The organism is Aromatoleum toluolicum, from assembly GCF_012911005.2.
Taxonomy (GTDB): domain Bacteria; phylum Pseudomonadota; class Gammaproteobacteria; order Burkholderiales; family Rhodocyclaceae; genus Aromatoleum; species Aromatoleum toluolicum.
This window is the reverse complement of the sequence record NZ_WTVS01000011.1, coordinates 45,148-64,231: the sequence shown is the minus strand read 5'-3', so window position 1 is coordinate 64,231 and position 19,084 is coordinate 45,148. Positions and strand designations below refer to the sequence as shown.

General features: G+C 66.7%; 14 protein-coding genes and 1 tRNA gene. 7 read left to right on the top strand and 8 right to left on the bottom strand.

Annotated elements, in window-relative coordinates; translation table 11 throughout:
- Positions 1–102: 102 nt before the first annotated feature.
- On the bottom strand, positions 103–1,467 hold the full coding sequence (locus tag GPA27_RS07200) for a sensor domain-containing diguanylate cyclase (protein ID WP_169139000.1): 1,365 nt from the start codon (positions 1,465–1,467) through the stop codon (positions 103–105).
- Positions 1,464–2,387, bottom strand: a complete 924-nt coding sequence (locus tag GPA27_RS07195) for an ABC transporter substrate-binding protein (protein WP_169138998.1) — start codon at positions 2,385–2,387, stop codon at positions 1,464–1,466. The genes GPA27_RS07200 and GPA27_RS07195 overlap by 4 nt, the downstream gene beginning before the upstream one ends.
- A gap of 332 nt (positions 2,388–2,719) precedes the next feature.
- Here GPA27_RS07195 and GPA27_RS07190 point away from each other — a divergent pair, with 332 nt between their 5' ends.
- From GPA27_RS07190 to GPA27_RS07170, 5 genes are all read left to right on the top strand, one after another.
- Positions 2,720–3,397, top strand: coding sequence for an ABC transporter ATP-binding protein (locus tag GPA27_RS07190; RefSeq protein WP_169138996.1), 678 nt, complete (start codon positions 2,720–2,722; stop codon positions 3,395–3,397).
- Positions 3,394–5,904, top strand: a complete 2,511-nt coding sequence (locus tag GPA27_RS07185; protein ID WP_169138994.1) for an FtsX-like permease family protein — start codon at positions 3,394–3,396, stop codon at positions 5,902–5,904. Before GPA27_RS07190 ends, GPA27_RS07185 begins: the two co-directional genes overlap by 4 nt.
- Positions 5,904–6,986 (top strand): lipocalin-like domain-containing protein, encoded by a 1,083-nt coding sequence (locus GPA27_RS07180; RefSeq protein ID WP_169138992.1) that lies wholly within the window; start codon positions 5,904–5,906, stop codon positions 6,984–6,986. Before GPA27_RS07185 ends, GPA27_RS07180 begins: the two co-directional genes overlap by 1 nt.
- A gap of 60 nt (positions 6,987–7,046) precedes the next feature.
- Positions 7,047–7,131, top strand: a tRNA-Leu gene (locus tag GPA27_RS07175).
- Between the two features lie 148 nt (positions 7,132–7,279).
- Positions 7,280–8,563, top strand: a complete 1,284-nt coding sequence (locus tag GPA27_RS07170) for a cation:proton antiporter (protein ID WP_169138990.1) — start codon at positions 7,280–7,282, stop codon at positions 8,561–8,563.
- Here the strand turns inward: GPA27_RS07170 and GPA27_RS07165 are convergent, their stop codons facing one another.
- Both GPA27_RS07165 and ettA read right to left on the bottom strand, forming a co-directional pair.
- A complete protein-coding gene (locus GPA27_RS07165) occupies positions 8,564–9,544 on the bottom strand; it encodes an MBL fold metallo-hydrolase (RefSeq protein ID WP_169138988.1) in 981 nt (326 codons plus the stop codon).
- 107 nt (positions 9,545–9,651) lie between these two features.
- The gene (ettA, locus tag GPA27_RS07160) at positions 9,652–11,316 is read right to left on the bottom strand and encodes an energy-dependent translational throttle protein EttA (protein ID WP_169138986.1); all 1,665 of its coding nucleotides are present in this window, start codon (positions 11,314–11,316) and stop codon (positions 9,652–9,654) included.
- Between the two features lie 197 nt (positions 11,317–11,513).
- On the opposite strand from ettA, the gene GPA27_RS07155 reads away from it, so the two are divergent.
- Entirely contained in the window at positions 11,514–13,457 is a 1,944-nt protein-coding gene (locus GPA27_RS07155) for a CHASE domain-containing protein (RefSeq protein WP_169138984.1), read from the top strand.
- Positions 13,458–13,481: 24 nt separating this feature from the next.
- Here GPA27_RS07155 and GPA27_RS07150 read toward each other — a convergent pair whose 3' ends face one another.
- From GPA27_RS07150 to GPA27_RS07140, 3 genes are all read right to left on the bottom strand, one after another.
- On the bottom strand, positions 13,482–13,757 hold the full coding sequence (locus GPA27_RS07150) for a biotin/lipoyl-containing protein (RefSeq protein WP_169138982.1): 276 nt from the start codon (positions 13,755–13,757) through the stop codon (positions 13,482–13,484).
- Positions 13,754–14,176 (bottom strand): hypothetical protein, encoded by a 423-nt coding sequence (locus tag GPA27_RS07145; protein WP_169138980.1) that lies wholly within the window; start codon positions 14,174–14,176, stop codon positions 13,754–13,756. The genes GPA27_RS07150 and GPA27_RS07145 overlap by 4 nt, the downstream gene beginning before the upstream one ends.
- 132 nt (positions 14,177–14,308) lie before the next feature.
- The gene (locus GPA27_RS07140) at positions 14,309–15,085 is read right to left on the bottom strand and encodes a ferredoxin--NADP reductase (RefSeq protein WP_169138978.1); all 777 of its coding nucleotides are present in this window, start codon (positions 15,083–15,085) and stop codon (positions 14,309–14,311) included.
- 101 nt (positions 15,086–15,186) lie between these two features.
- On the opposite strand from GPA27_RS07140, the gene GPA27_RS07135 reads away from it, so the two are divergent.
- On the top strand, positions 15,187–16,113 hold the full coding sequence (locus GPA27_RS07135) for a LysR family transcriptional regulator (RefSeq protein WP_169138976.1): 927 nt from the start codon (positions 15,187–15,189) through the stop codon (positions 16,111–16,113).
- A gap of 87 nt (positions 16,114–16,200) precedes the next feature.
- Here GPA27_RS07135 and GPA27_RS07130 read toward each other — a convergent pair whose 3' ends face one another.
- Positions 16,201–18,855, bottom strand: a complete 2,655-nt coding sequence (locus GPA27_RS07130) for a glycosyltransferase family 2 protein (RefSeq protein ID WP_169138974.1) — start codon at positions 18,853–18,855, stop codon at positions 16,201–16,203.
- Positions 18,856–19,084: the final 229 nt, after the last annotated feature.

Here is a 19,084-nt window from a genome sequence, read left to right as displayed (position 1 = left end):
TACGCGAAGCCGCGTGCGCCGCCGCATGGCGCGCCGGGGTAATCGCACGAACCACGTGGCGGGGCGTTGCTGGCCGAGTGAAGTCGGCCTCCCCGGGTGGAGTCAGGCCGTCTGCCCGTTGTCCGGCCCTTCGAGCGCGGGCGACTCGCGGCTCTCCGCTTCGGCCGGATACCGCACGACGCGATTGCGGCCGTTTCGCTTGGCGTCGTAGCACGCCGCGTCGGCGGCGATGAGGATTTCCGACGGATCGACGCAGCTTCCGTCGATATGGGCCATCCCGATGCTGGCGCCGATCGAGAAACTGCGTCCCTGCCACTCGAAGTTGAACGAGGAGATGCTCTCGCGCAATTCCTCGGCGATGTTGAGCGCATCGGACGGGCTGCAGCCGCGCAGGATCAGCGCGAACTCGTCGCCGCCGATGCGGCAGATGATGTCCTGTTCGCGCACGCGCTGCTGGATCAGGAGCGCAATGCGCATCAGCAGGTCGTCGCCGGCAGCATGGCCGCAGGTGTCGTTCACGATCTTGAAGCGGTCGAGGTCGATAAAGCACAGCGCCCCGTGATCGCCCGCCCGCCGGGACGCCACGACGCATTCGTCGAGCTTCTGTTCGAACACGCGGCGGTTCGGCAGGCCGGTCAGTGGATCGTGCTGTGCCTGGTATGCGAGGAGCGCCGTGGCGTCGTCGATGCGCGACTGCAGGGTGCGATGGTTCTCGGAGATCGCCCGCGCCATTGTGTTGAAGCCGTGTTCCAGTGCGGACAGTTCGTGGCTGGTGGCGTGCTCCGGAATCTCCACGTCGAGCGCGCCGGCCGCCATCTGCCCGACCCCGCGGACCAGGCGTGCCACGGGGTGCGACACCGATCGAGCCAGCCTGACGGCGATCACCGCGGTTAGCAGCAGGCCCGCGGCGAGGATTCCGAACGAGGTCCAGATGATCAGCGATTTCTCCCGAGAAGACGGACGGGTGTCGAGCTCGACGTGAACCCAGCCGATCGTCCGCATCCCCTGGTGGGCGGCGCCCGTCTGCCAGCCGTCGACAAGTTCGTCGTCGATGTCGATGCCGCCCGACTTGATCGGCGCGACCACGGCGAGCAGTTCCGGGGCTGCGTGCGAAATCGCGCCATCCTGAACGCGGTGCAGCATCTCCGGTTCCAGAACGCTGATGCGCCCCCTGCTGGCGAGCAGGGTGCCGCGGTCGTCATAGACGGCGGCGGCGCTCACTTCCCGCTGCGCCGTCGCCGCCTGCAGCAGGGATTGCAGCGTGGTGCGATTGCCGGAAATGACACCGTATTCCGCCGCGGGGGCGAGGAAGCTGACGATCGCGTTGCCGTGCTCGTGCAGCGTCCGGTCCAGGGTCTGCGCGCCGCGATACAGCACCAGCGCCGTCACCAGCGTGGCGAGCAGCGCCGCCGGCAGCAGCGCCACCAGCAGCAGCCGGTTGTGCAGGGAAAGGCGGCTCGGTTTCATTGCGGCCTCCTCTTCTCGATCGCCTCGACGAGCGTCGATTCGTCCGGAACCGGGTACATCAGCGAACGGGCGACGTGGCGATTGACCGCGACGCTGAAATACCGGGGTGCTTCCGCCACCGGAAGGTCGACGTGACCCGCGCCCTGCTGCGAGATGAGCCAGTCGCCCACCTGATGCGCGGCATCCTCGGGAGCGGTGTAGACGGAGGCGATCGCACCGGCCGTCACGTAGGCCTGCGAATAACCGAACAGCGGCTTGCGGTAGCGGTAGGTGGTGAGCAGGATCGGGCGCGCGGTGCTGGGGCTGTAGGCGACCGGGTCGGGCACCGCGAGAATCGCGTCCGACGCTTCGAGCAGGCGTTCGAGCGCGGGCAGCAGGCCGTCGATATCCTCGATGGTCTCGAAGCTCATCGTCAGCCCCTGGCGGGCGCCGGCCTCGGCGAGTGCGCTGCGCATCGGCGCGGATTGCGGTCCGAGCAGCACGCCCACGCGCGCCGTCTTCGGGTTGGTTGCGCGGATCAGGCGGATGTGCCGGGCGAGCGGTTGGTCGAGCACGAAACCGCCGAGCTTCGCGCGCGGATGGCGTTGCTGCAGCGCCCGGAGGTTGGGCGACGAAATCAGCGCCACCAGGATGGGGGTCGTGCTGCGTTCGGCGACCGCGTCGGCTGCTTCCGCGCCCACTGCGATCACGACGTCGGCGCGTTTCAGGGCCGCCTCGTTGATCGATTCGCCGGTGCTGCCGGCATCGTTCAGGCGGACAGAAGCCGAGGACGACACTTTGTTGCTCAGGGTGGCCGCGAAAGCAGCCTGCGCGTCGCTTCGCTTCGACAGGACGATCGCCGCCTCGAGCGCGAACGCCGACGGAGCCAGCAGCGCCAGCACCGACAGGGTAAGGACGAGTCGCACCAAGCGCTTCAGCATGTCATCCGTGGCCTGCGACACGCGTCGCGGGGGAGCCAGGCAGCGTATGCTTGCAGCGGGATTCGCGTCGGAGCGGTGTGCTCGTTCCCGTTGCGGAGGCTGCGCGCGAGGGGCTTATGGCCCGGGTGATTTCCATCCGCGTCATGCGCGCCGTATACACTGTGCGAGTCAAATGGTGCAGCTTTCCATTTATGCCGGGTCGAGTCAATCCCGGATTTGCCCATCATAAGCAGCATGGATTTGCATCGCGGCCCTGCGGCATGTCCGCAGCCGCGGATGTCTTGCGGTCATGGTTCGGGGAACCACGCGCCGGGGGGGGGGAGGCGGCCGGAATGTTCGAGATCTGCGACTTGAAAAAGGGATTCGGGACGGCCGGAGCGCGCGTGCTCTTCGAGGGGCTGTCTCTGCGCGTGCAACGCGGCGAGTTTGTCGCGATCATGGGCGAGTCCGGGGTCGGCAAGTCGACCCTGCTCAACTGCATGGCGGGTCTGGAGCCGGTGGATGGCGGCAGCATCCGTCTCGACGGGACCGAACTCGTCGGACTCGACGACGACGCGCTGGCAGGATTGCGCAGGCGCAGCTTCGGCTTCGTGTTCCAGGCCTTCCATATCCTTCCGCACCTCGACGTGGTGCAGAACGTCGCCCTGCCGCTGTGGCTGCTCGACGCCGATGACGCCGAGGCGGACAGGCGCGCCCGGGGAATGCTGGACCGGGTCGGGCTCCTCGATCGCGCCGGCGACTGGCCGCGCGAGCTTTCCGGCGGCGAACTGCAGCGCGTCGCGATTGCCCGCGCCCTCGTACATCGGCCGTCGCTGGTGCTCGCCGACGAACCGACCGGCAACCTCGATCCCGCCCGCGCCGCGGGCGTGCTCGACCTGCTCCTCGAGTGCGTTCGCGACGCGGGAGCGATGGGTATCCTCGTGACCCACTCGCGTGCCGCGGCCTTGCGCGCCGACCGCATCCTGCGCCTGTCCGCCGTCGGTCTGCTGCCGGAGGCCGAAGGCACGTGAGCCGGGTACTCGGCCGGATCTTCGTCGCGAGCCTCGCCCGTCGCCGTCTCGCGACGGCACTGTCGCTGTTCGCAATCGCCCTTGGCGTAGCCCTCGGCCTCGCCGTGCAGATCATCCACGGTGCGGCACTCGACGAGTTCGGCCGCGGCATGCGGCTTCTTTCCGGCGAGGCGGACCTGCAGGTGGCGGGATCGCGCGACGGCTTCGACGATGCGTTATATGGCCGGCTGGCGATGCGCGACGAGGTGGCCGATGCCAGCCCTGTCGTGGAACTCGAGGTCCGCCTGCCGGCGCACGACCGGTCGCTCTCCCTATTCGGTCTCGACGCCCTGCGGGTCGCTTACGTCCATCCGGCCCTGATGCCGCAGCAGGTCGACGACGCCCGGCGTGACGACGTGGCGCTCGCCGCGCTGCAGCCCGATGCGCTGTTCCTGAGCCCGGCGGCGCAGGCCGAACTCGGCGTCTCGGCCGGCGAGCGGCTGGACGTCCTGGCCGGCGCGCGGGTCGTGTCGCTGCGCGTCGCGGGCGCGGTGCCCGGGGCGGGTCAGGGGCGAGCGCTGGCGGTCATGGATATCGCCGCCGCACAACAGCTCTTCGGCCGCCCGGGCCGCATCACGCGCATCGACCTGCGGCTGAAGCCGGGCATCGACGTCGGGGCCGCACGCGATGCACTCGCGGCCGACCTGCCCGCGGGCGTCGCGGTGCTCACCCCGCACGCGGCCGAGGAACTGGCGGCCGGCCTCTCGCGCGCCTACCGCGTGAATCTCACGATGCTGGCCGCGATCGCCCTCGTCACCGGCGGGTTCCTCGTCTTTTCGACCCAGTTCCTTGCCGTTGCGCGCCGTCGGCAGGAATTCGCCTTCCTGCGCGCGCTGGGGCTGGGACGCGGGGCGCTGATGCGCGGACTGCTGATCGAAGGCGCTGTGGTCGGGATTGCGGGCGGGTTGCTCGGGATCGCCTTCGGGCACGGCATTGCGGCGGTCGCCTTCGATGTCGCCGGTGGCGATCTCGGCGCGGGTTACTTCAGCGGCGTGAGCCCCGCGCTGCGTTTCGACCTGGCCGCGAGCGGCACCTATCTCCTGCTGGGCGTTCTCGCCGGGCTCGCGGGGGCATGGCTGCCGGCGCGCGAGGCGCGGCACATGCTGCCCGCGCGTGCGCTCAAGTCCGGCGACGAGGCCAGCATGTTCCGCTTCCATCCGCGCCCGCGCCGCGCCGCAGCCTGCCTGGCGGGCGCCGCAGTGCTGTGCCTGCTGCCGCCGCTAGCCGGCGTGCCCGTGTTCGGCTACCTCGCGGTCGCCCTGATCCTCGTCGGCGCCGTGCTGGTGCTGCCGATGCTCGTGCGGGGCGTTACGCGCGTCGCGTCGCGTCCGCGCCGGGCCTTGTGGAGGCTGGCGAACGCCCGGCTCGCGGCTGCACCCGGGCAGGGCGTCGTCGCCGGCGCCGGGGTCGTTGCGAGCGTCGCGCTCGCCGTCGCGATGGCGATCATGGTCGCCTCCTTCCGCGACTCGGTCGATCGCTGGCTCACCGCCGTGCTGCCCGCCGATCTTTACGTCAGCGCCTCCCCGCAGGGGACCAGCGGCTTTCTCGATCCGGCGGCGCTGGCGCGGATCGCGGCCCTGCCGGGCGTGTCGCGAACCATGCCGGTGCGCTTCGACACCCTGCGCCTCGACGACCGGCATCTGCCGGTGTCCCTGATCGCGCGGCCGCTGGATGGCGGCAAACTGCTCCCGCTGGTCGGCCTGTCCGTGCCTCCCTCCGCGGGCGAGAAACCTGCGTGGGTGTCGGAGGCGATGGCCGACCTCTTCGCGCTCGGCGCCGGCGACCGCATCGTCCTGCCTCTGGGCGGAAATCCGGTAGCCTTCCGCGTCGCCGGCGTGTGGCGCGACTACGCGCGACAGCAGGGCGCGGTCGCGATCGAACTCGCGGACTACCGTGCAGCGACCGGGGACCTGGTCGCGAACGACGTCGGCGTCTTCCTCGCCGCGGGCACTTCCTTCGACACGGTCGCCGCGGCAGTGCGCGACATCCTCGGCGAGAACACCGTGCGGATCGCGAGCCCCGGGGAGATTCGCGCCCGGAGTCTGGCGATCTTCGACCGCACCTTCCTGGTCACCTACGCGATGGAAGCGGTCGCCGTGCTCATCGGCCTGTTCGGCGTCAGCACCAGCTTTGCGGTGCTGGCGATCGCCCGGCGCAAGGAATTCGGCATGCTGCGCCATCTCGGGATGACGCGCCGCGAGGTCGGCCGGCTGATCACGCTCGAAGGCGTGCTCACTGCGGCGGCAGGCACCGTGCTCGGCCTGCTCGCGGGAACCGCGGTGGCCTTCGTCCTGATCGAAGTCGTCAATCGCCAGAGTTTCCACTGGAGCATGGATCTGCACGTTCCGTTCGGCGGGTTGCTGGCATTCGCCGCCATCGTGATCGCGCTTGCGGGGCTTGCGGCGCGCGTGTCGGGCTATCAGGCGATGCGCGGTTCGGCCCTGCTGGCCGTGCGGGAGGATTGGTGATGGGCTGGAGGCGGATCTGGCGCGCTCTTGCGCTCGCCGTGTGCGGCGTGCTGGCCATGCCGGCAGTGAAGGCGGAGCCCGACTATCCGCCCGTGCTGCCCGGGACCGTGCTGCGCTTTCCCGAAGATGGCGGTGCCCATCCGGACTTCCGTACCGAGTGGTGGTACGTCACCGGGTGGATCACCGACGAACGGGGCGTAGAGCGCGGCTTCCAGGTCACCTTTTTCCGCGTCCGCACGGGGATCGGGGAAGACAACCCGAGCCGCTTCGCACCGCGCCAGCTCGTGCTCGCCCATGCGGCGATCGCCGATCCCGCCGCCGGGCGCCTCCTTCATGCCGAACGCAGCGAACGCGCGCTCGACCCGCTTGCGGGCGCCGATCCCGGGGCGACGCGCGTATGGATCCGCGACTGGCAGCTTGCATGGACGCAGGATCACTACCGCAGCCGCATCGACGCCGGATCCTTCGCCTTCGACCTGCGATTCGATCCGTCCGGGCTGCCCGTGCTCAACGGCGACAACGGCTTCAGCCAGAAGGCCACCGATCCGAAACATGCGAGCCATTACTACAGCCGCCCGCAGCTCGCGGTCAGCGGCGCGCTGCGCGTGGATGGCGCCACCGTCCCGGTGACGGGCCGCGCCTGGCTGGACCACGAGTGGTCCAGCGAACTGCTGCCCGAGGGCGCGCGCGGCTGGGACTGGATCGGCATCAACCTCCACGACGGCGGCTCGCTGATGGCCTTCCGCATGCGCGACGAGCGCGGCGCGGCCCTGTGGTCCGCCGGCACGCTGCGCGCCGCCGGAGGCGAACCCCGTGCCCTGCGCCCCGGGCAGGTGGCCTTCACGCCCCAGCGGCGCTGGCGCTCCCCCCGCACCGGCGCCGAGTACGCCGTCGAATGGCTCATCGACATCGACGGCCGCCGTCTGGAGCTGCGTCCGCTGATGGACGATCAGGAACTCGACAGCCGCCGCTCGACCGGCGCCGTGTATTGGGAGGGTGCGGTGCGGCTGTTCGAATCGGGCCGCGAGATCGGTCGCGGCTACCTCGAGATGACCGGCTACGCGGAACGCCTGCGGATGTGAGGCCGTGTATAATGCGCGCGCCGCTGCAATGGCGGCAGCCCGCTTTGCGGGCACGGCGGGGCCCAAGTGGCGGAATTGGTAGACGCACCAGATTTAGGTTCTGGCGCCGCGAGGCGTGGGGGTTCGAGTCCCTTCTTGGGCACCATATGGTGCAGGCGGTCCGTGCGACGCCGGGTTTCAGCCGCACCAGTCTGTCATCGACAGGCATCGTCCTGCCTGCTTCGGGGCGGGACGCGTTCGTTATCGAGGGAAGCGATCGCCAGTGGCGCCTTTCCGCATTCACGGATTAAGCAATGACTAACGCGCAGTGGTTCCTGCTGGTGGGCGGCCTTTTGCTCGCGATGGGCCTGACTTCGTCGGTCCTCAAGCGCTTGCCGGTCACGAGCGCGATCATTTACCTGGCGGTCGGCATGCTGGTCGGGCCGACGGTGTTGAACCTCTTCCACTTCAATCCGCTCAAGGAGTCTGCGCTCCTCGAGATCCTCACCGAGGCGGCCGCGCTGATCTCGCTGTATGCGGCGGGCGTCAAGATGCCTGTTCCGGTCAGCCTGGCGCGGTGGCGCACGCCCATTCTCCTCGCGTTCGTGTCGATGGCGGTCACGGTGCTCCTGGTGACCGCGTTTTCCCACTACGCGCTGGGGCTGCCGCTGGGGGCCGCGATCCTGCTCGGGGCGATCGTCGCGCCGACCGATCCGGTGCTCGCAACCGAGGTCCAGATCCGCCATCCGGGCGACCGCGACCGCCTGCGTTTCACGCTGACCTGCGAGGCCGGCATGAACGATGGCAGCGCATTTCCCTTTGTCATGCTCGGGCTCGGTCTGCTCGGTCTGCACGAGCTGGGCGAACTGGGCACGCGCTGGCTGCTGGTGGACGTCGTGTGGGCCACGTTCGCCGGCATCGCGCTGGGTGCGGCTTCCGGCGCGGGGCTCGCCCACGTGGCGCATCGCCTGCGCAGCAATCGGCCCGGGCACGGCTTGCTCGACGACTTCCTCGGCCTGGGTCTGATCGCGCTGGTGTATGGCGTCAGCCTGCTGATCAGCGCCTGGGGTTTCCTGGCGGTGTTCTTCGCCGCGGTTGCGCTGCGTCAGACCGAGCGGAAGCTGGCCGGTGCCGGGCCGGATGTCCCCGACCGGCTGCTGGCGAACGACAGCGGCGAGGGGGGCGAGGGCGTACCGGCGGCGACGGTGAGCGAGGGTTCGCTGGTGTTCAAGGAGCACCTCGAGCGCGTGTCGGAAGTGGTGCTCATCCTGCTGATCGGCGGCACCCTGTTCGTCGACTCGTGGAGTTGGCGCGCGGTGTCGCTGGCGCTATTCCTGTTCCTCGTCGCACGTCCGCTGAGCGTGTTCGTCGGGCTCGCCGGCACGCGCACGCCCTGGAATGCAAAAGCGCTCGCCGGCTGGTTCGGCGTGCGCGGGATCGGTTCCCTGTACTACCTGATGTACGCGATCCAGCACGGGCTGCCGGAAAAGCTCGCGCTCGAGCTGATCCACATGACACTGATCGTCGTCACCCTTTCGATCCTGTGTCACGGGATCAGCGTCAAGCCGCTGATGGAGCGTTTCTGGCCGGAACGCTGATCACTGCGCCGGCTTGGGGAGCGGCGAATACTCGATCGGCACCCACGCATAGACGCCCTTGCCGTCTGCGCGCACGCGGCCGATGCCGGGGAAGGGCAGATGCATGCCGGCGACCAGGGTCTTGCTTGCCGCCAGCGAGTACATGAGGCTGCGGCGGGTTGCGATCGCCTGGTTCTGATCGAAGTCGAACTCGATCGAGACGCCCGGCAGCGCGAACTGGACCGCATGCGAGTGCACGATATCGCCCCAGATCAGCAGCTTCTGGCCGGACGACTCGACCGAGATCGCGCTGTGCCCCGGCGTGTGGCCGTAGGCCTTGACCGCGCGTACGCCGGCCGCAATCTCCGTGCCGTCGGCGAAGGTGCGCCATTTGCCGCGTGCCTGGTAGGGTGCGGCGACCTCGCGTGCCATCCTGAAGAAGTCCTGCATCTCGGGCTTGGCCGCAGCGGCGGCCTGCTGCGAGAGCCAGAAGTCGTTGTCGAGCACCGACACGTACACGTTCGCGTTCGGGAAGGCCGGCGGAGCCGCCGGGTCGCCGAGCCCGCCGATGTGGTCGGGGTGCATGTGGGTCAGGATGACGGTGTCGACCTGTGCGGGGTCGTAGCCGGCGGCCTTGAGATTGTCGAGGACGAAGCCGAGGGTCGGCCCGAAGAGCTTGGCCGCGCCGGCGTCAACCAGGATCAGGTTGCCGCCGGTGTTGATCAGGTAGGCATTCACCGCGGTCTGCATCTTCGGGTTGCCGACGAAATTGCGCGCCAGCATCCGGTTGAGGTCTTCCGGTTCGGCGTTCTTGAGCAGCTTGGTGTCGAGCTCGATTGCGCCGTCATACAGCGCGGTGACCTCGAACTGTCCGACCATGGTCCGGTAGTAGCCCGGAACCTGGGTCTTCACCATGGGGGCTTCCGCCTGTGCCGGGGCTGCCGGCGCGAGGGCGAACAGGGCAGCGCTCACGGCGAGGATTCGCTGGAGGCTCTTGTACATGGATATTCTCCTGTCGTTTCTGGCGATGAGTGTGGCATCGAGGATAGCGGAAAACGCGCCCGTCGCGAGGCGGGCGGCGGCACGCGCCGGCCGCCCGGTCGTGTCTGTCAGCGGGTGATCGGCTTGTAGCGGATGCGCTTCGGTTTCGCGCCTTCCTCACCCAGCCGCTTCCTCTTGTCTTCCTCGTATTCCTGATAGTTGCCGGCGAAGAAGGTCCACTGCGAGTCGCCTTCCGCCGCGAGGATGTGCGTGCAGATGCGGTCGAGGAACCAACGGTCGTGGCTGATGATCAGCGCACAACCGGCGAATTCGAGCAGCGCGTCTTCCAGCGCCCGCAGCGTCTCGACGTCGAGGTCGTTCGACGGTTCGTCGAGCAGCAGCACGTTGCCGCCGGAAATCAGCGTCTTGGCCAGGTGCAGGCGGCCGCGCTCGCCCCCGGACAGGTTGCCGACGAGCTTCTGCTGATCGCCGCCCTTGAAGTTGAAGCGGCCGATGTAGGCGCGGCTGGGCATCTCGAAGCGGCCCACGGTCAGCACGTCGGCGCCGTCCGAGATCGCCTCGAACACCGTCTTGTCGTTCGCAAGCCCCTCGCGCGACTGGTCGACCGCAGCGAGCTTCACCGTCGAGCCGATCGTGATTTCGCCGGCATCGGGCTGGTCGCGGCCCTCGATCATCTTGAACAGCGTCGATTTGCCGGCGCCGTTGGGGCCGATCACGCCGACGATCGCGCCGGGCGGAATGCTGAAGCTGACCTTGTCCATCAGCAGCTTGTCGCCGAAGGCCTTGGTCACCCCGTTGAACTCGATCACCTTGTCGCCAAGACGCTCGCCGGGCGGGATGAAGATTTCCTGGGTCTCGTTGCGCTTCTGGTACTCGACGGTGGCCATCTCCTCGTAGCGCGCGAGGCGGGCCTTGGACTTCGCCTGGCGGGCCTTCGGGTTCGAGCGTGCCCATTCCAGCTCGGTCTTCATCGCCTTCATGTGGGCGTCGATCTGCTTCTGCTCCTGCTCGAGGCGCGCTTCCTTCTGCTCCAGCCAGGAAGAGTAGTTGCCCTTCCAAGGGATGCCGTGGCCGCGGTCGAGCTCGAGAATCCACTCGGCGGCGTTGTCGAGGAAGTAGCGATCGTGCGTGACCGCGACGACGGTGCCGGGGAAGCGCGTCAGGAACTGCTCCAGCCACTCGACCGATTCGGCGTCGAGGTGGTTCGTCGGTTCATCCAGCAGCAGCATGTCGGGTTTGGAAAGGAGCAGCTTGCACAGCGCCACGCGGCGCTTCTCGCCACCGGAGAGATTGCCGACGAGGGCGTCCCACGCCGGCAGGCGCAGCGCATCGGCGGCGATCTCCATCTGGTTCTCGATGTCGGAGCCGGCTGCGGCGAGGATGTTCTCGTATTTAGCCTGCTCCTCGGCGAGCTTGTCGAAGTCCGCATCGGGTTCAGCATAGGCGGCGTAGATCTCTTCGAGCCTCACGCGCGCCTCGACGATCTCGCCCAGGCCGGACTCGACCTCTTCCTTGACGGTCTTGGTGGCGTCGAGCTGCGGTTCCTGTGGCAGGTAGCCGATGCGGATGCCCGCAAGGTGCTGCACTTCGCCTTCGTATTCCTTGTCGGCACCGGCCATGATGCGCAGCACCGTGGACTTGCCCGACCCGTTCAGGCCGAGCAGGCCGATCTTTGCGCCGGGGAAGAACGACAGGGAAATATCCTTGATGATCTGCCGCTTGGGCGGCACGACTTTGCTCACTCTGAGCATCGACATTACGTATTGGGCCATTGGGTCGCTTTTTTGTTTCGGTCGAACCGATATGATGAAGTGCGCAAAGGATACCTCAAGCCCGCCGGTGCTTGCGCTGTCGCGGAAGTGAGAAGGAATCCCGCGTCGCCGGCGGAGCTGGTCTTTATCATTTTGTTACATGATGACCACATTGGGGCGCGTTGGTGAGGCGCGCCTCAGTCCCGATGGATCGCGAAATGCATGATGCCCAGGAGCAGGGTACCCGTCCCGCGCTGCCGCGCAGTTGGTCGCCCGCAGGGGTGGCATTCCTCGCAATTGCGCTCTCCTGTGCGATCGCGGCGGCTCTCGTCGTCTGGCGCCACCTCGGCCAACGTCACGAAGAGCAGATGCACGCCCATCTGGCGAGCCATTCCGCCGAATTGGTCCTGAAGGTCAGCGAGCGATTCCACACCTATCGCATGCTACTGCGCGGCGGGCAGGCGTTTCTGCGCTCGCGCGAGGACCTCGATCTTGACGTGTGGCGGACCTACCTGCAGCGGCTGTCGTTCCAGGAAGACTTTCCGGGTGTGCAGGGAATCGGATTTGCGCAATGGATATGGCCGGGCCAGCTGGAGGCGCATACGCGGGCCATGCGCGAATTCGCCGGTAGCGATTACAGGGTATGGCCCGAGGGGCAGCGGGAGTTCCTGAGCAGCATCGTCGTGCTGGAACCGGCCGACTGGCGCAATGCACGCGCGATCGGCTACGACATGTATTCCGAGCCGGTCAGGCGCGAGGCGATGGATCGGGCCGTGCGGTCCGGCGAACCGGCCCTGAGCGGAAAGACCGTTCTCGTCCAGGAAACGGAAACGGACGTGCAGGCAGGCGTTCTGCTCTACATGCCGGTGTTTGGAGACGGGATGCCGGTCGCGACGGAGGCCGAGCGCTGGGCTGCGCTCAGGGGATGGGTTTATCTGCCGTTCCGGATGGCCAGCCTGATGCGCCAGATGCTGGACCAGCATGCCGGGCAGATCCGCGTGCAGGTGTTCGACCGGATCCACGCACCGGAAGCCCTGCTTTACGACAGTCATCCCGGAATGCCGGAATCCGGGTCGGGGCGGGTCAGTACCGAGCGCGCGATGCTCGGCGGGGTCGAGTGGATCATCCGCCTCGAGGCCCTGCCGTCGTTCGATGCCGAACACGATATCCGCCAAGCGGAATTCGTGTCGGTGGTGCTGGTTGGCGTCCTGCTCGTCGTGACGGCCCTGTTCTTCGTGATTACCCGCGAGCGCGCGGCGCGACTGGCACGGACCACGGAATCATTGCGCCGGAGCGAGGCGAAATACAGCGCGCTCGTGAATCTTGCCCACGACGGCATAGCGGCGACCGATGCAGATTTCAGGCTGACCTTCGTCAATCCCGGATTCGTCGCGCTCGTCGGGCGGGACGAGTCGCGATTGCTCGGACGATCGTTGGACGAGCTGTGGGCCGATGGCGGAGGCGAAAGTCGCGACGTCATACTCGCCCGCCTTGGTGAAGGGGAAAGCAAGCGCTACGAGGTGCGATTGACGCGCGGAGACGGCAGACAGCTGACCGTCCTCGTCTCGCTGGCGCCGCTCAACGACGGATGGGGCCATATGAAGGGGGCCATCGCACTCCTGTCGGACATCACCGAACGCAAGGAGGCCGAGCGGCGTATTGCGCACATGGCCACGCACGACATCCTGACCGGTGCCGTGAATCGGCTGATGTTCGGCGAACTGCTCGGATATGCGTTCGTCCAGGCGCGTCGCTCCGGGCACCGGTTTGCGCTGCTGTTCATCGATCTCGACCATTTCAAGCGGGTCAACGACGAAATGGGACATTACGTCGGCGATTTGCTGCTGTGCGAGGCGGTCCGGCGCATGCAGGGCTCGATCAGGTCGTCGGATGCGCTGGGGCGGCGGGGCGGGGACGAATTCGTCGTGCTGCTGCCCGAAGTCGGTGCCGCTACGGACGCCGAGATCGTCGCGGAGAAGATCCGCGGTGCGCTCGAAAAACCTTTTGTGCTCGAGGGGCGTGAAGTGCGCATCTCGTCGAGCATCGGCATTGCGATCTATCCCGAGGACGGCAACGACGATCACGAGCTGATGTGTCGTGCCGACGAGGCGATGTACCGGGCGAAGCTCGGCGGGCGCAATCGCGCGTGCCGCGTGCGCTAGCGCCGGGTTAGGACCGTACGCGCGTCAGCCGATGGCGACCAGCGCGATCAGGTCGCCCTCGTCGATCAGGTCGCCTTCATCGACCTTGACCTCGACTATGGTGCCGGCTCGGGGCGAGGGGATGTCCATTGCGGTCTTGCCGGTTTCGAGGACGATCAGCGGTTCGTCGTAGCCGATGGATTCGCCGGCCCGCACCAACACGCTTTGCACGAAGACATCCTCGGTGCGGCAGTTTCCGCAGCTCTCCCAGCATTCCGGAAATTTCGGCATGCGGATTTCGACGACCTGAGCAGCGGTCATCGTTTGCCGGAGGTGGTCGAAACGGCGTCGACGAACATCACCGACTGGAACGTGCGCTTGAGCAGCTTGCTGTAGAACTGCTCCATGGTCACGCCCTCGTCGAACTGGACCATGTCGCCGCGCATGATCTTCATCCTCGCGGTCGCGATCCAGTAGCTCTTTCCGGCCTCATCGACCTCGATGTAGGTGTACTCGTTGGCGTCGATCGAATCGAGTGCAACACCCGTGCGGCGCAAGGCCGCAGACTGTTCCGCGCCTGGCCGGATCAGCTGCAGCGCAGCGCCTGGTGAGGGGTGCCCCGGGGGTGGTGCGGGATGGGCCGCCTGGGGCGCCATTGCCAATAGCACCGCCAACAGGGGGAGGGACAAGCGTGCGGCGGCGTGCGCAGGGGACACGACCGTCCGGCGAGGGAATTCCATGCTTCGATCCGGCTTGCTGCGAGTACGCGGAAGTGTACTCCTGCATGGCCGCTTGTGCATGCCGTCCTTGTACCTTCTCGTAACCGGCAGTCATCCGGCGCCCTGCGCGGGACGCCCGCTACCCGCCAGACCTCACTTCTCGACGAATGCGCGTTCGATCACGTAGTCGCCGGGCTCGCCGATGTGCTTCGAAATGTGGAAGCCGCGCGAATCGAGCAAAGTGCAGCAATCCTTGAGCATCGCGGGGCTGCCGCAGATCATGGCGCGGTCGACGGCGGGATCCAGTTCGGGCAGTCCGATGTCGCGAAACAGCTTGCCGCTGTTGATGAGGTCGGTGAGGCGTCCCTGGTTCTCGAAGGGTTCGCGCGTGACCGTCGGGTAGTAAATGAGTTTGTCGCGCACGAATTCCCCAAAGAACTCGTGTTGCGGCAATTCGTTGGTGATGAAGTCCCGATACGCCAGCTCGGAAACGGTGCGCACGCCATGGATGAGTACGACGCGCTCGAAGCGCTCGTAGGTTTCGGGGTCCTGGATCACGCTCATGAAGGGAGCCAGCCCGGTACCGGTTGAGAGCAGGTAGAGGTGCTTGCCCGGCTTGAGGTCGTGCAGAACCAGGGTGCCGGTGGGCTTCTTGCTGACGACGATCGGGTCGCCTTCCCTCAGGTGCTGGAGACGCGAGGTCAGCGGACCGTTGGGCACCTTGATGCTGAAGAACTCGAGGTGCTCCTCGTGGTTCGGACTCGCGATGCTGTATGCACGGGTCAGCGGACGGCCTTCGACTTCGAGCCCGATCATCACGAACTGGCCGTTCGTGAACCGCAGCGCGCGGTCGCGGGTGGTACGGAAGCTGAAGAGGGAATCGTTCCAGTGGTGCACGCTCAGGACGCGCTCGGTCGCCAGGTTGCTCATCTCGGGTCTTGCTCCGCTCCGGTTTCAGATGGTGCGATTCTAGTTACTCCTTTTAATCTGATGAGTGGATAATTTAAATAATGAATATCTGAGAAATCGATATGAGGCACACCCTCAGGCAACTGGAAATTTTCGTTGCAACGGCTCGCGCGGGCACGGTATCGAAGGCAGCCGAGCATCTTTCGATGTCGCAGTCTGCCGCGAGCAGCAGTCTCGCCGAATTCGAACGCCAGTTCGACGTGCGCCTTTTCGATCGTGTCGGCAAGTCGCTGCGCCTGAACGAGCTCGGTCAGCGCCTGTTGCCGCGCGCGGTCGAACTGCTCGCGCGCGCAGAGGATATCGAGGACCTGCTGCAAGGCGGCATGGGCTTCGGCAGCCTGAAGATCGGCGCGACGCTCACGATCGGCAACTATCTCGGCACGCTCATCGTGGCAACCTTCCTGCAACGCCATCCCGAGAGCCGCATCCACCTGAGCGTGCACAACACGGCGACCATCGTCCAGCAGATCGCGGGCTTCGAACTCGACATGGGCATGATCGAGGGCAGTTGCCACCATCCCGACCTCGAGGCCGTACCCTGGCTGGAAGACGAGCTGGTGGTGTTCTGCTCACCCTCGCACCCTCTGGCGAGCGGGCGCCGGGCGAGCCTCGACGAACTCACCCGTCAGCCGTGGATCCTGCGCGAAATCGGTTCCGGCACGCGCGAGACCTTTGATCAGGCCACGCGCCACATCGCGGCGCGCATCGACGTGCGCCTGGAACTGGAGCATACGGAAGCGATCAAGCGGGCGGTGGAGTCCGGGCTGGGGATAGGCTGCATTTCGCGCCTTGCGCTGCGGGAGGCGTTCCGGCGCGGCAGTCTGGTGCCCGTCGACACGCCCGAACTGGATCTGCAGCGCTCCTTCCATTTCCTCTGGCACCGGCAGAAGTTCACGACGCCGGGCATGCGCGCCTTCATTGCCCTGTGTCGCGAGATGACCGCCGGTGCACGCACCAGCGACGAGATTCCGCTCGCCTACATCCCCTGATCTTCCCACGCTGATCCGCGCAAGGGCGCCCGCGGACGTGAAAAGGGCGCCTTGCGGCGCCCTGTGCAATCTCCGCTACCGACCGGCTCAGCTGACCTGTCCGGCTGCGCCGTGGCCGGCCGCCAACGACGTCCCCGGCTCCGCCTCGGGCATGTAGGAGGCCACCTGGCAGGCGATGGAGGCGAGGTAGGGCACGCATTGCAGCGCGAGGATGCCGACCCACAACTGCACCTCGAGGTCGTCGTAGCCACGCTGCAGCACCAGCACGACGGCGCCCAGAACCAGCGCGAGCAGCAGGCCGATCTCCTCGCGCAGCGGCGAGAAGAAGGCGAGGGTGCCCTTGTCCTTCCACCCCTTGGGCGTGCGCACGAATTCGCCACGCCGCTTGACGAGGCCCGCGAACACGCCGCGCGCGATCGCATGGGCGAGTCCGACCGACAGCACCGAGGCGCCGAGGATGTCCTTCCACGGCGCATCCATCGTGCGCCGGTAAAGGATCGGGCCCAGGCCGGCCTTGAACGCCATGAAGGCGAGGATGGGCAGCGCCAGCGAGGTCACGGGCAGACCGAAGGCCTTGGGGTAGAACAGGATGCCGACCGTCCATGCCAGGCTGGCGAACGCGAATACGAGCTGCAGCGCGTCGCCGAGCCACGCGAACCAGCCGGTGAGGAAGTGGTAGCGCTGGGCGAGGTTGAGCCGGCTCGGGCCGATCATCGCCGGCAGGTGGTGCTTGAGGATCTGCATCGCGCCGAAGGCCCAGCGGAAGCGCTGGCTCTTGATCGCCGGGAAGTCCGCTGGCGTGAGGCCGCGGCCGAGAATGTGGTCCACGTAGCGGGTGTCGTACCCCTTTTCGATCAGGCGCAGACCCAGCTCGGTATCCTCGCAGATGCACCATTCCGACCAGCCGCCGACGTCGTCGAGCGCAAGGCGGCGCACGAGCGTCATTGTGCCGTGCTGGATCAGCGCATTGCGCTCGTTGCGGTGGTGCATGCCGATGCGGAAGAAACCGTCGAATTCCCAGTTGCACATGCGCCGGAAGGGATGGGTCTCCCAGTCGCGGTGTGCTTGCGGCGCCTGCACGACGGCCACGTCCGGGACGTCGAAGTGGGGGATCAGGCACGACAGCCAGTCGGGCGACACAACGTAGTCCGCATCGACGACGCCGACGACTTCGGCGCGCGGGTCGGTCTGGCGCAGGCCGAAGTTCAGCGCGCCGGCCTTGAAGCCGGGCCAGTTGTCCAGATGGTAGAAGCGGAAGCGCGGTCCCAGTTCGGCACAGCGCTTCTCCAGCGGCTTCCACAGCGCCTCGTCCTTGGTGTTGTTGTCGAGGACGAGGACCTCGAAGTTCTGGTACTTCATCGCCGCGAGGCTGTCGATGGTCGCGATGACCATCTCCGGCGGTTCGTTGCAGCAGGCGAGGTGGATCGAGACGAAGGGCTCCCTGTCCGTATCGTGGGGGGGCAGGGGCAGGAAGCGGCGGTGCCACTTGCGCTTGAACAGCACCTCGCCGAACTCGAAACCGTGCGACAGCAGCACCGCGATCGTCAGCATCGTTGCGCCGATCAGCATCGCAAGGCCAATGAGGTCGCGCTGAGTGAGGTAGTAGTCGGCCGGCACATTGATACCGATGACGAGCGTCGTCGCGCACGCCTGCACCAGGGCGGCCAGCCACAGACGGCCCAGCACGCTCCAGTCGCGCAGGAAGAACGCGATCAGGAACATCGGCAGGAAAGCGATCAGCCCCGCGGTGCGCGCCTTCTCGTGCCAGCGCACATCCTTCACGACGAGGCCGTCGAGCGCGAATTTCGGGTGACGGTCGGCATTGAACATGCCCCAATATGCGCCGGCCCAGCCTTCGATCTCGATCTTCCAAGGCTGGTCGATCGCTTCCATGATGTAGTAGTCGAGCGTGGCCGAACGCGGATGCGCTAGGAACTCGCGGATGAAGCGCGCTTGGTTCTCGGCCGAGGCGATCCCCTTGGTGTCGCCGCCGCCGAGGCTGTCCATGACCGGCCCGCGGCTGGGCCAGCCGATTTCGCCGATGACGATCTTCTTCTTGGGGAAGCGCTTCACGAGCTCGTCATAGCGCATGAGGGCGTAATCGACGGCGTTCTCGACCGGCACGCCCTCGTGGTAGGGCAGGAGGTGCACGGTGAGGAAATCGACGCTTTCGGCAAGCTCGGGATTCTTCAGCCAGACGTGCCATGGCTCGGCCGTCGACACCGGCTTCTTGGCTCGCCGCAGCGCCTTGCGCGCCTTGTCGAGGTGAACGGCGAGTTCCTTGACGGTGAGGTCGCCGCGCAGCAGGACTTCGTTGCCGATGATGACCCGGTTGACGTGCGTATACTTGCGCGCCGAGTCGATGACCGCGTCGACTTCCTTCGCGTTGTTGTCCTCGTCGGGACCGATCCACGCACCGGCCATCACGGTCAGTTTGCGATTGAGCGCGAGCGGAACCATGGAGGGGTTTTCCAGGCTGCCGTAGGTGCGGATGTGTTCGGCGGTCTGGGAGAGCAGATCGAGGTCGGCCCCGATCTCGACTTCGCTCGGATACGTGCCTTGCAGCGGATTCTGGTCGCGCTGGAAGGGACTGTAGGCGTATCCGTGGATGCTGTTGGCGGCGCCGACGAATTCGGTGCCGCGGTTCCAGCGTTCTGCGATCAGGTACTGCGCGCCGGCGACGATTCCGGCAAGTATCAGAGCTACGACAACTCGGTAAATCAGCGAAGCCGCATTTTTCATCAGGATCAATGTCCCTCGAGGACTGCATCAAACACCACGGCACCGGCGCCCGGCGGGCGAACCGGGCCTTGCGGTGCAATAGAATACTTCAGGCTATGCCAGAATTCGCACATACGGGCCCGTACAGCCGTTGGCCGCGGAGTTTATGCGGTTTCTCTTCCGCTTAGCAAAGAGAATGTGGGTTAATTTGCAACACATTACCGCCCCGTTTCGGGGGTATTGATTAATA

Coding starts and splice junctions, on each gene's coding strand:
- GPA27_RS07200 (WP_169139000.1), bottom strand. CDS start 1,467: ATGAAACCGAGCCGCCTTTCCCTGCACAACCGGCTGCTGCTGGTGGCG.
- GPA27_RS07195 (WP_169138998.1), bottom strand. CDS start 2,387: ATGCTGAAGCGCTTGGTGCGACTCGTCCTTACCCTGTCGGTGCTGGCG.
- GPA27_RS07190 (WP_169138996.1), top strand. CDS start 2,720: ATGTTCGAGATCTGCGACTTGAAAAAGGGATTCGGGACGGCCGGAGCG.
- GPA27_RS07180 (WP_169138992.1), top strand. CDS start 5,904: ATGGGCTGGAGGCGGATCTGGCGCGCTCTTGCGCTCGCCGTGTGCGGC.
- GPA27_RS07170 (WP_169138990.1), top strand. CDS start 7,280: ATGACTAACGCGCAGTGGTTCCTGCTGGTGGGCGGCCTTTTGCTCGCG.
- GPA27_RS07165 (WP_169138988.1), bottom strand. CDS start 9,544: ATGTACAAGAGCCTCCAGCGAATCCTCGCCGTGAGCGCTGCCCTGTTC.
- ettA (WP_169138986.1), bottom strand. CDS start 11,316: ATGGCCCAATACGTAATGTCGATGCTCAGAGTGAGCAAAGTCGTGCCG.
- GPA27_RS07155 (WP_169138984.1), top strand. CDS start 11,514: ATGCATGATGCCCAGGAGCAGGGTACCCGTCCCGCGCTGCCGCGCAGT.
- GPA27_RS07150 (WP_169138982.1), bottom strand. CDS start 13,757: ATGACCGCTGCTCAGGTCGTCGAAATCCGCATGCCGAAATTTCCGGAA.
- GPA27_RS07145 (WP_169138980.1), bottom strand. CDS start 14,176: ATGGAATTCCCTCGCCGGACGGTCGTGTCCCCTGCGCACGCCGCCGCA.
- GPA27_RS07140 (WP_169138978.1), bottom strand. CDS start 15,085: ATGAGCAACCTGGCGACCGAGCGCGTCCTGAGCGTGCACCACTGGAAC.
- GPA27_RS07135 (WP_169138976.1), top strand. CDS start 15,187: ATGAGGCACACCCTCAGGCAACTGGAAATTTTCGTTGCAACGGCTCGC.
- GPA27_RS07130 (WP_169138974.1), bottom strand. CDS start 18,855: ATGAAAAATGCGGCTTCGCTGATTTACCGAGTTGTCGTAGCTCTGATA.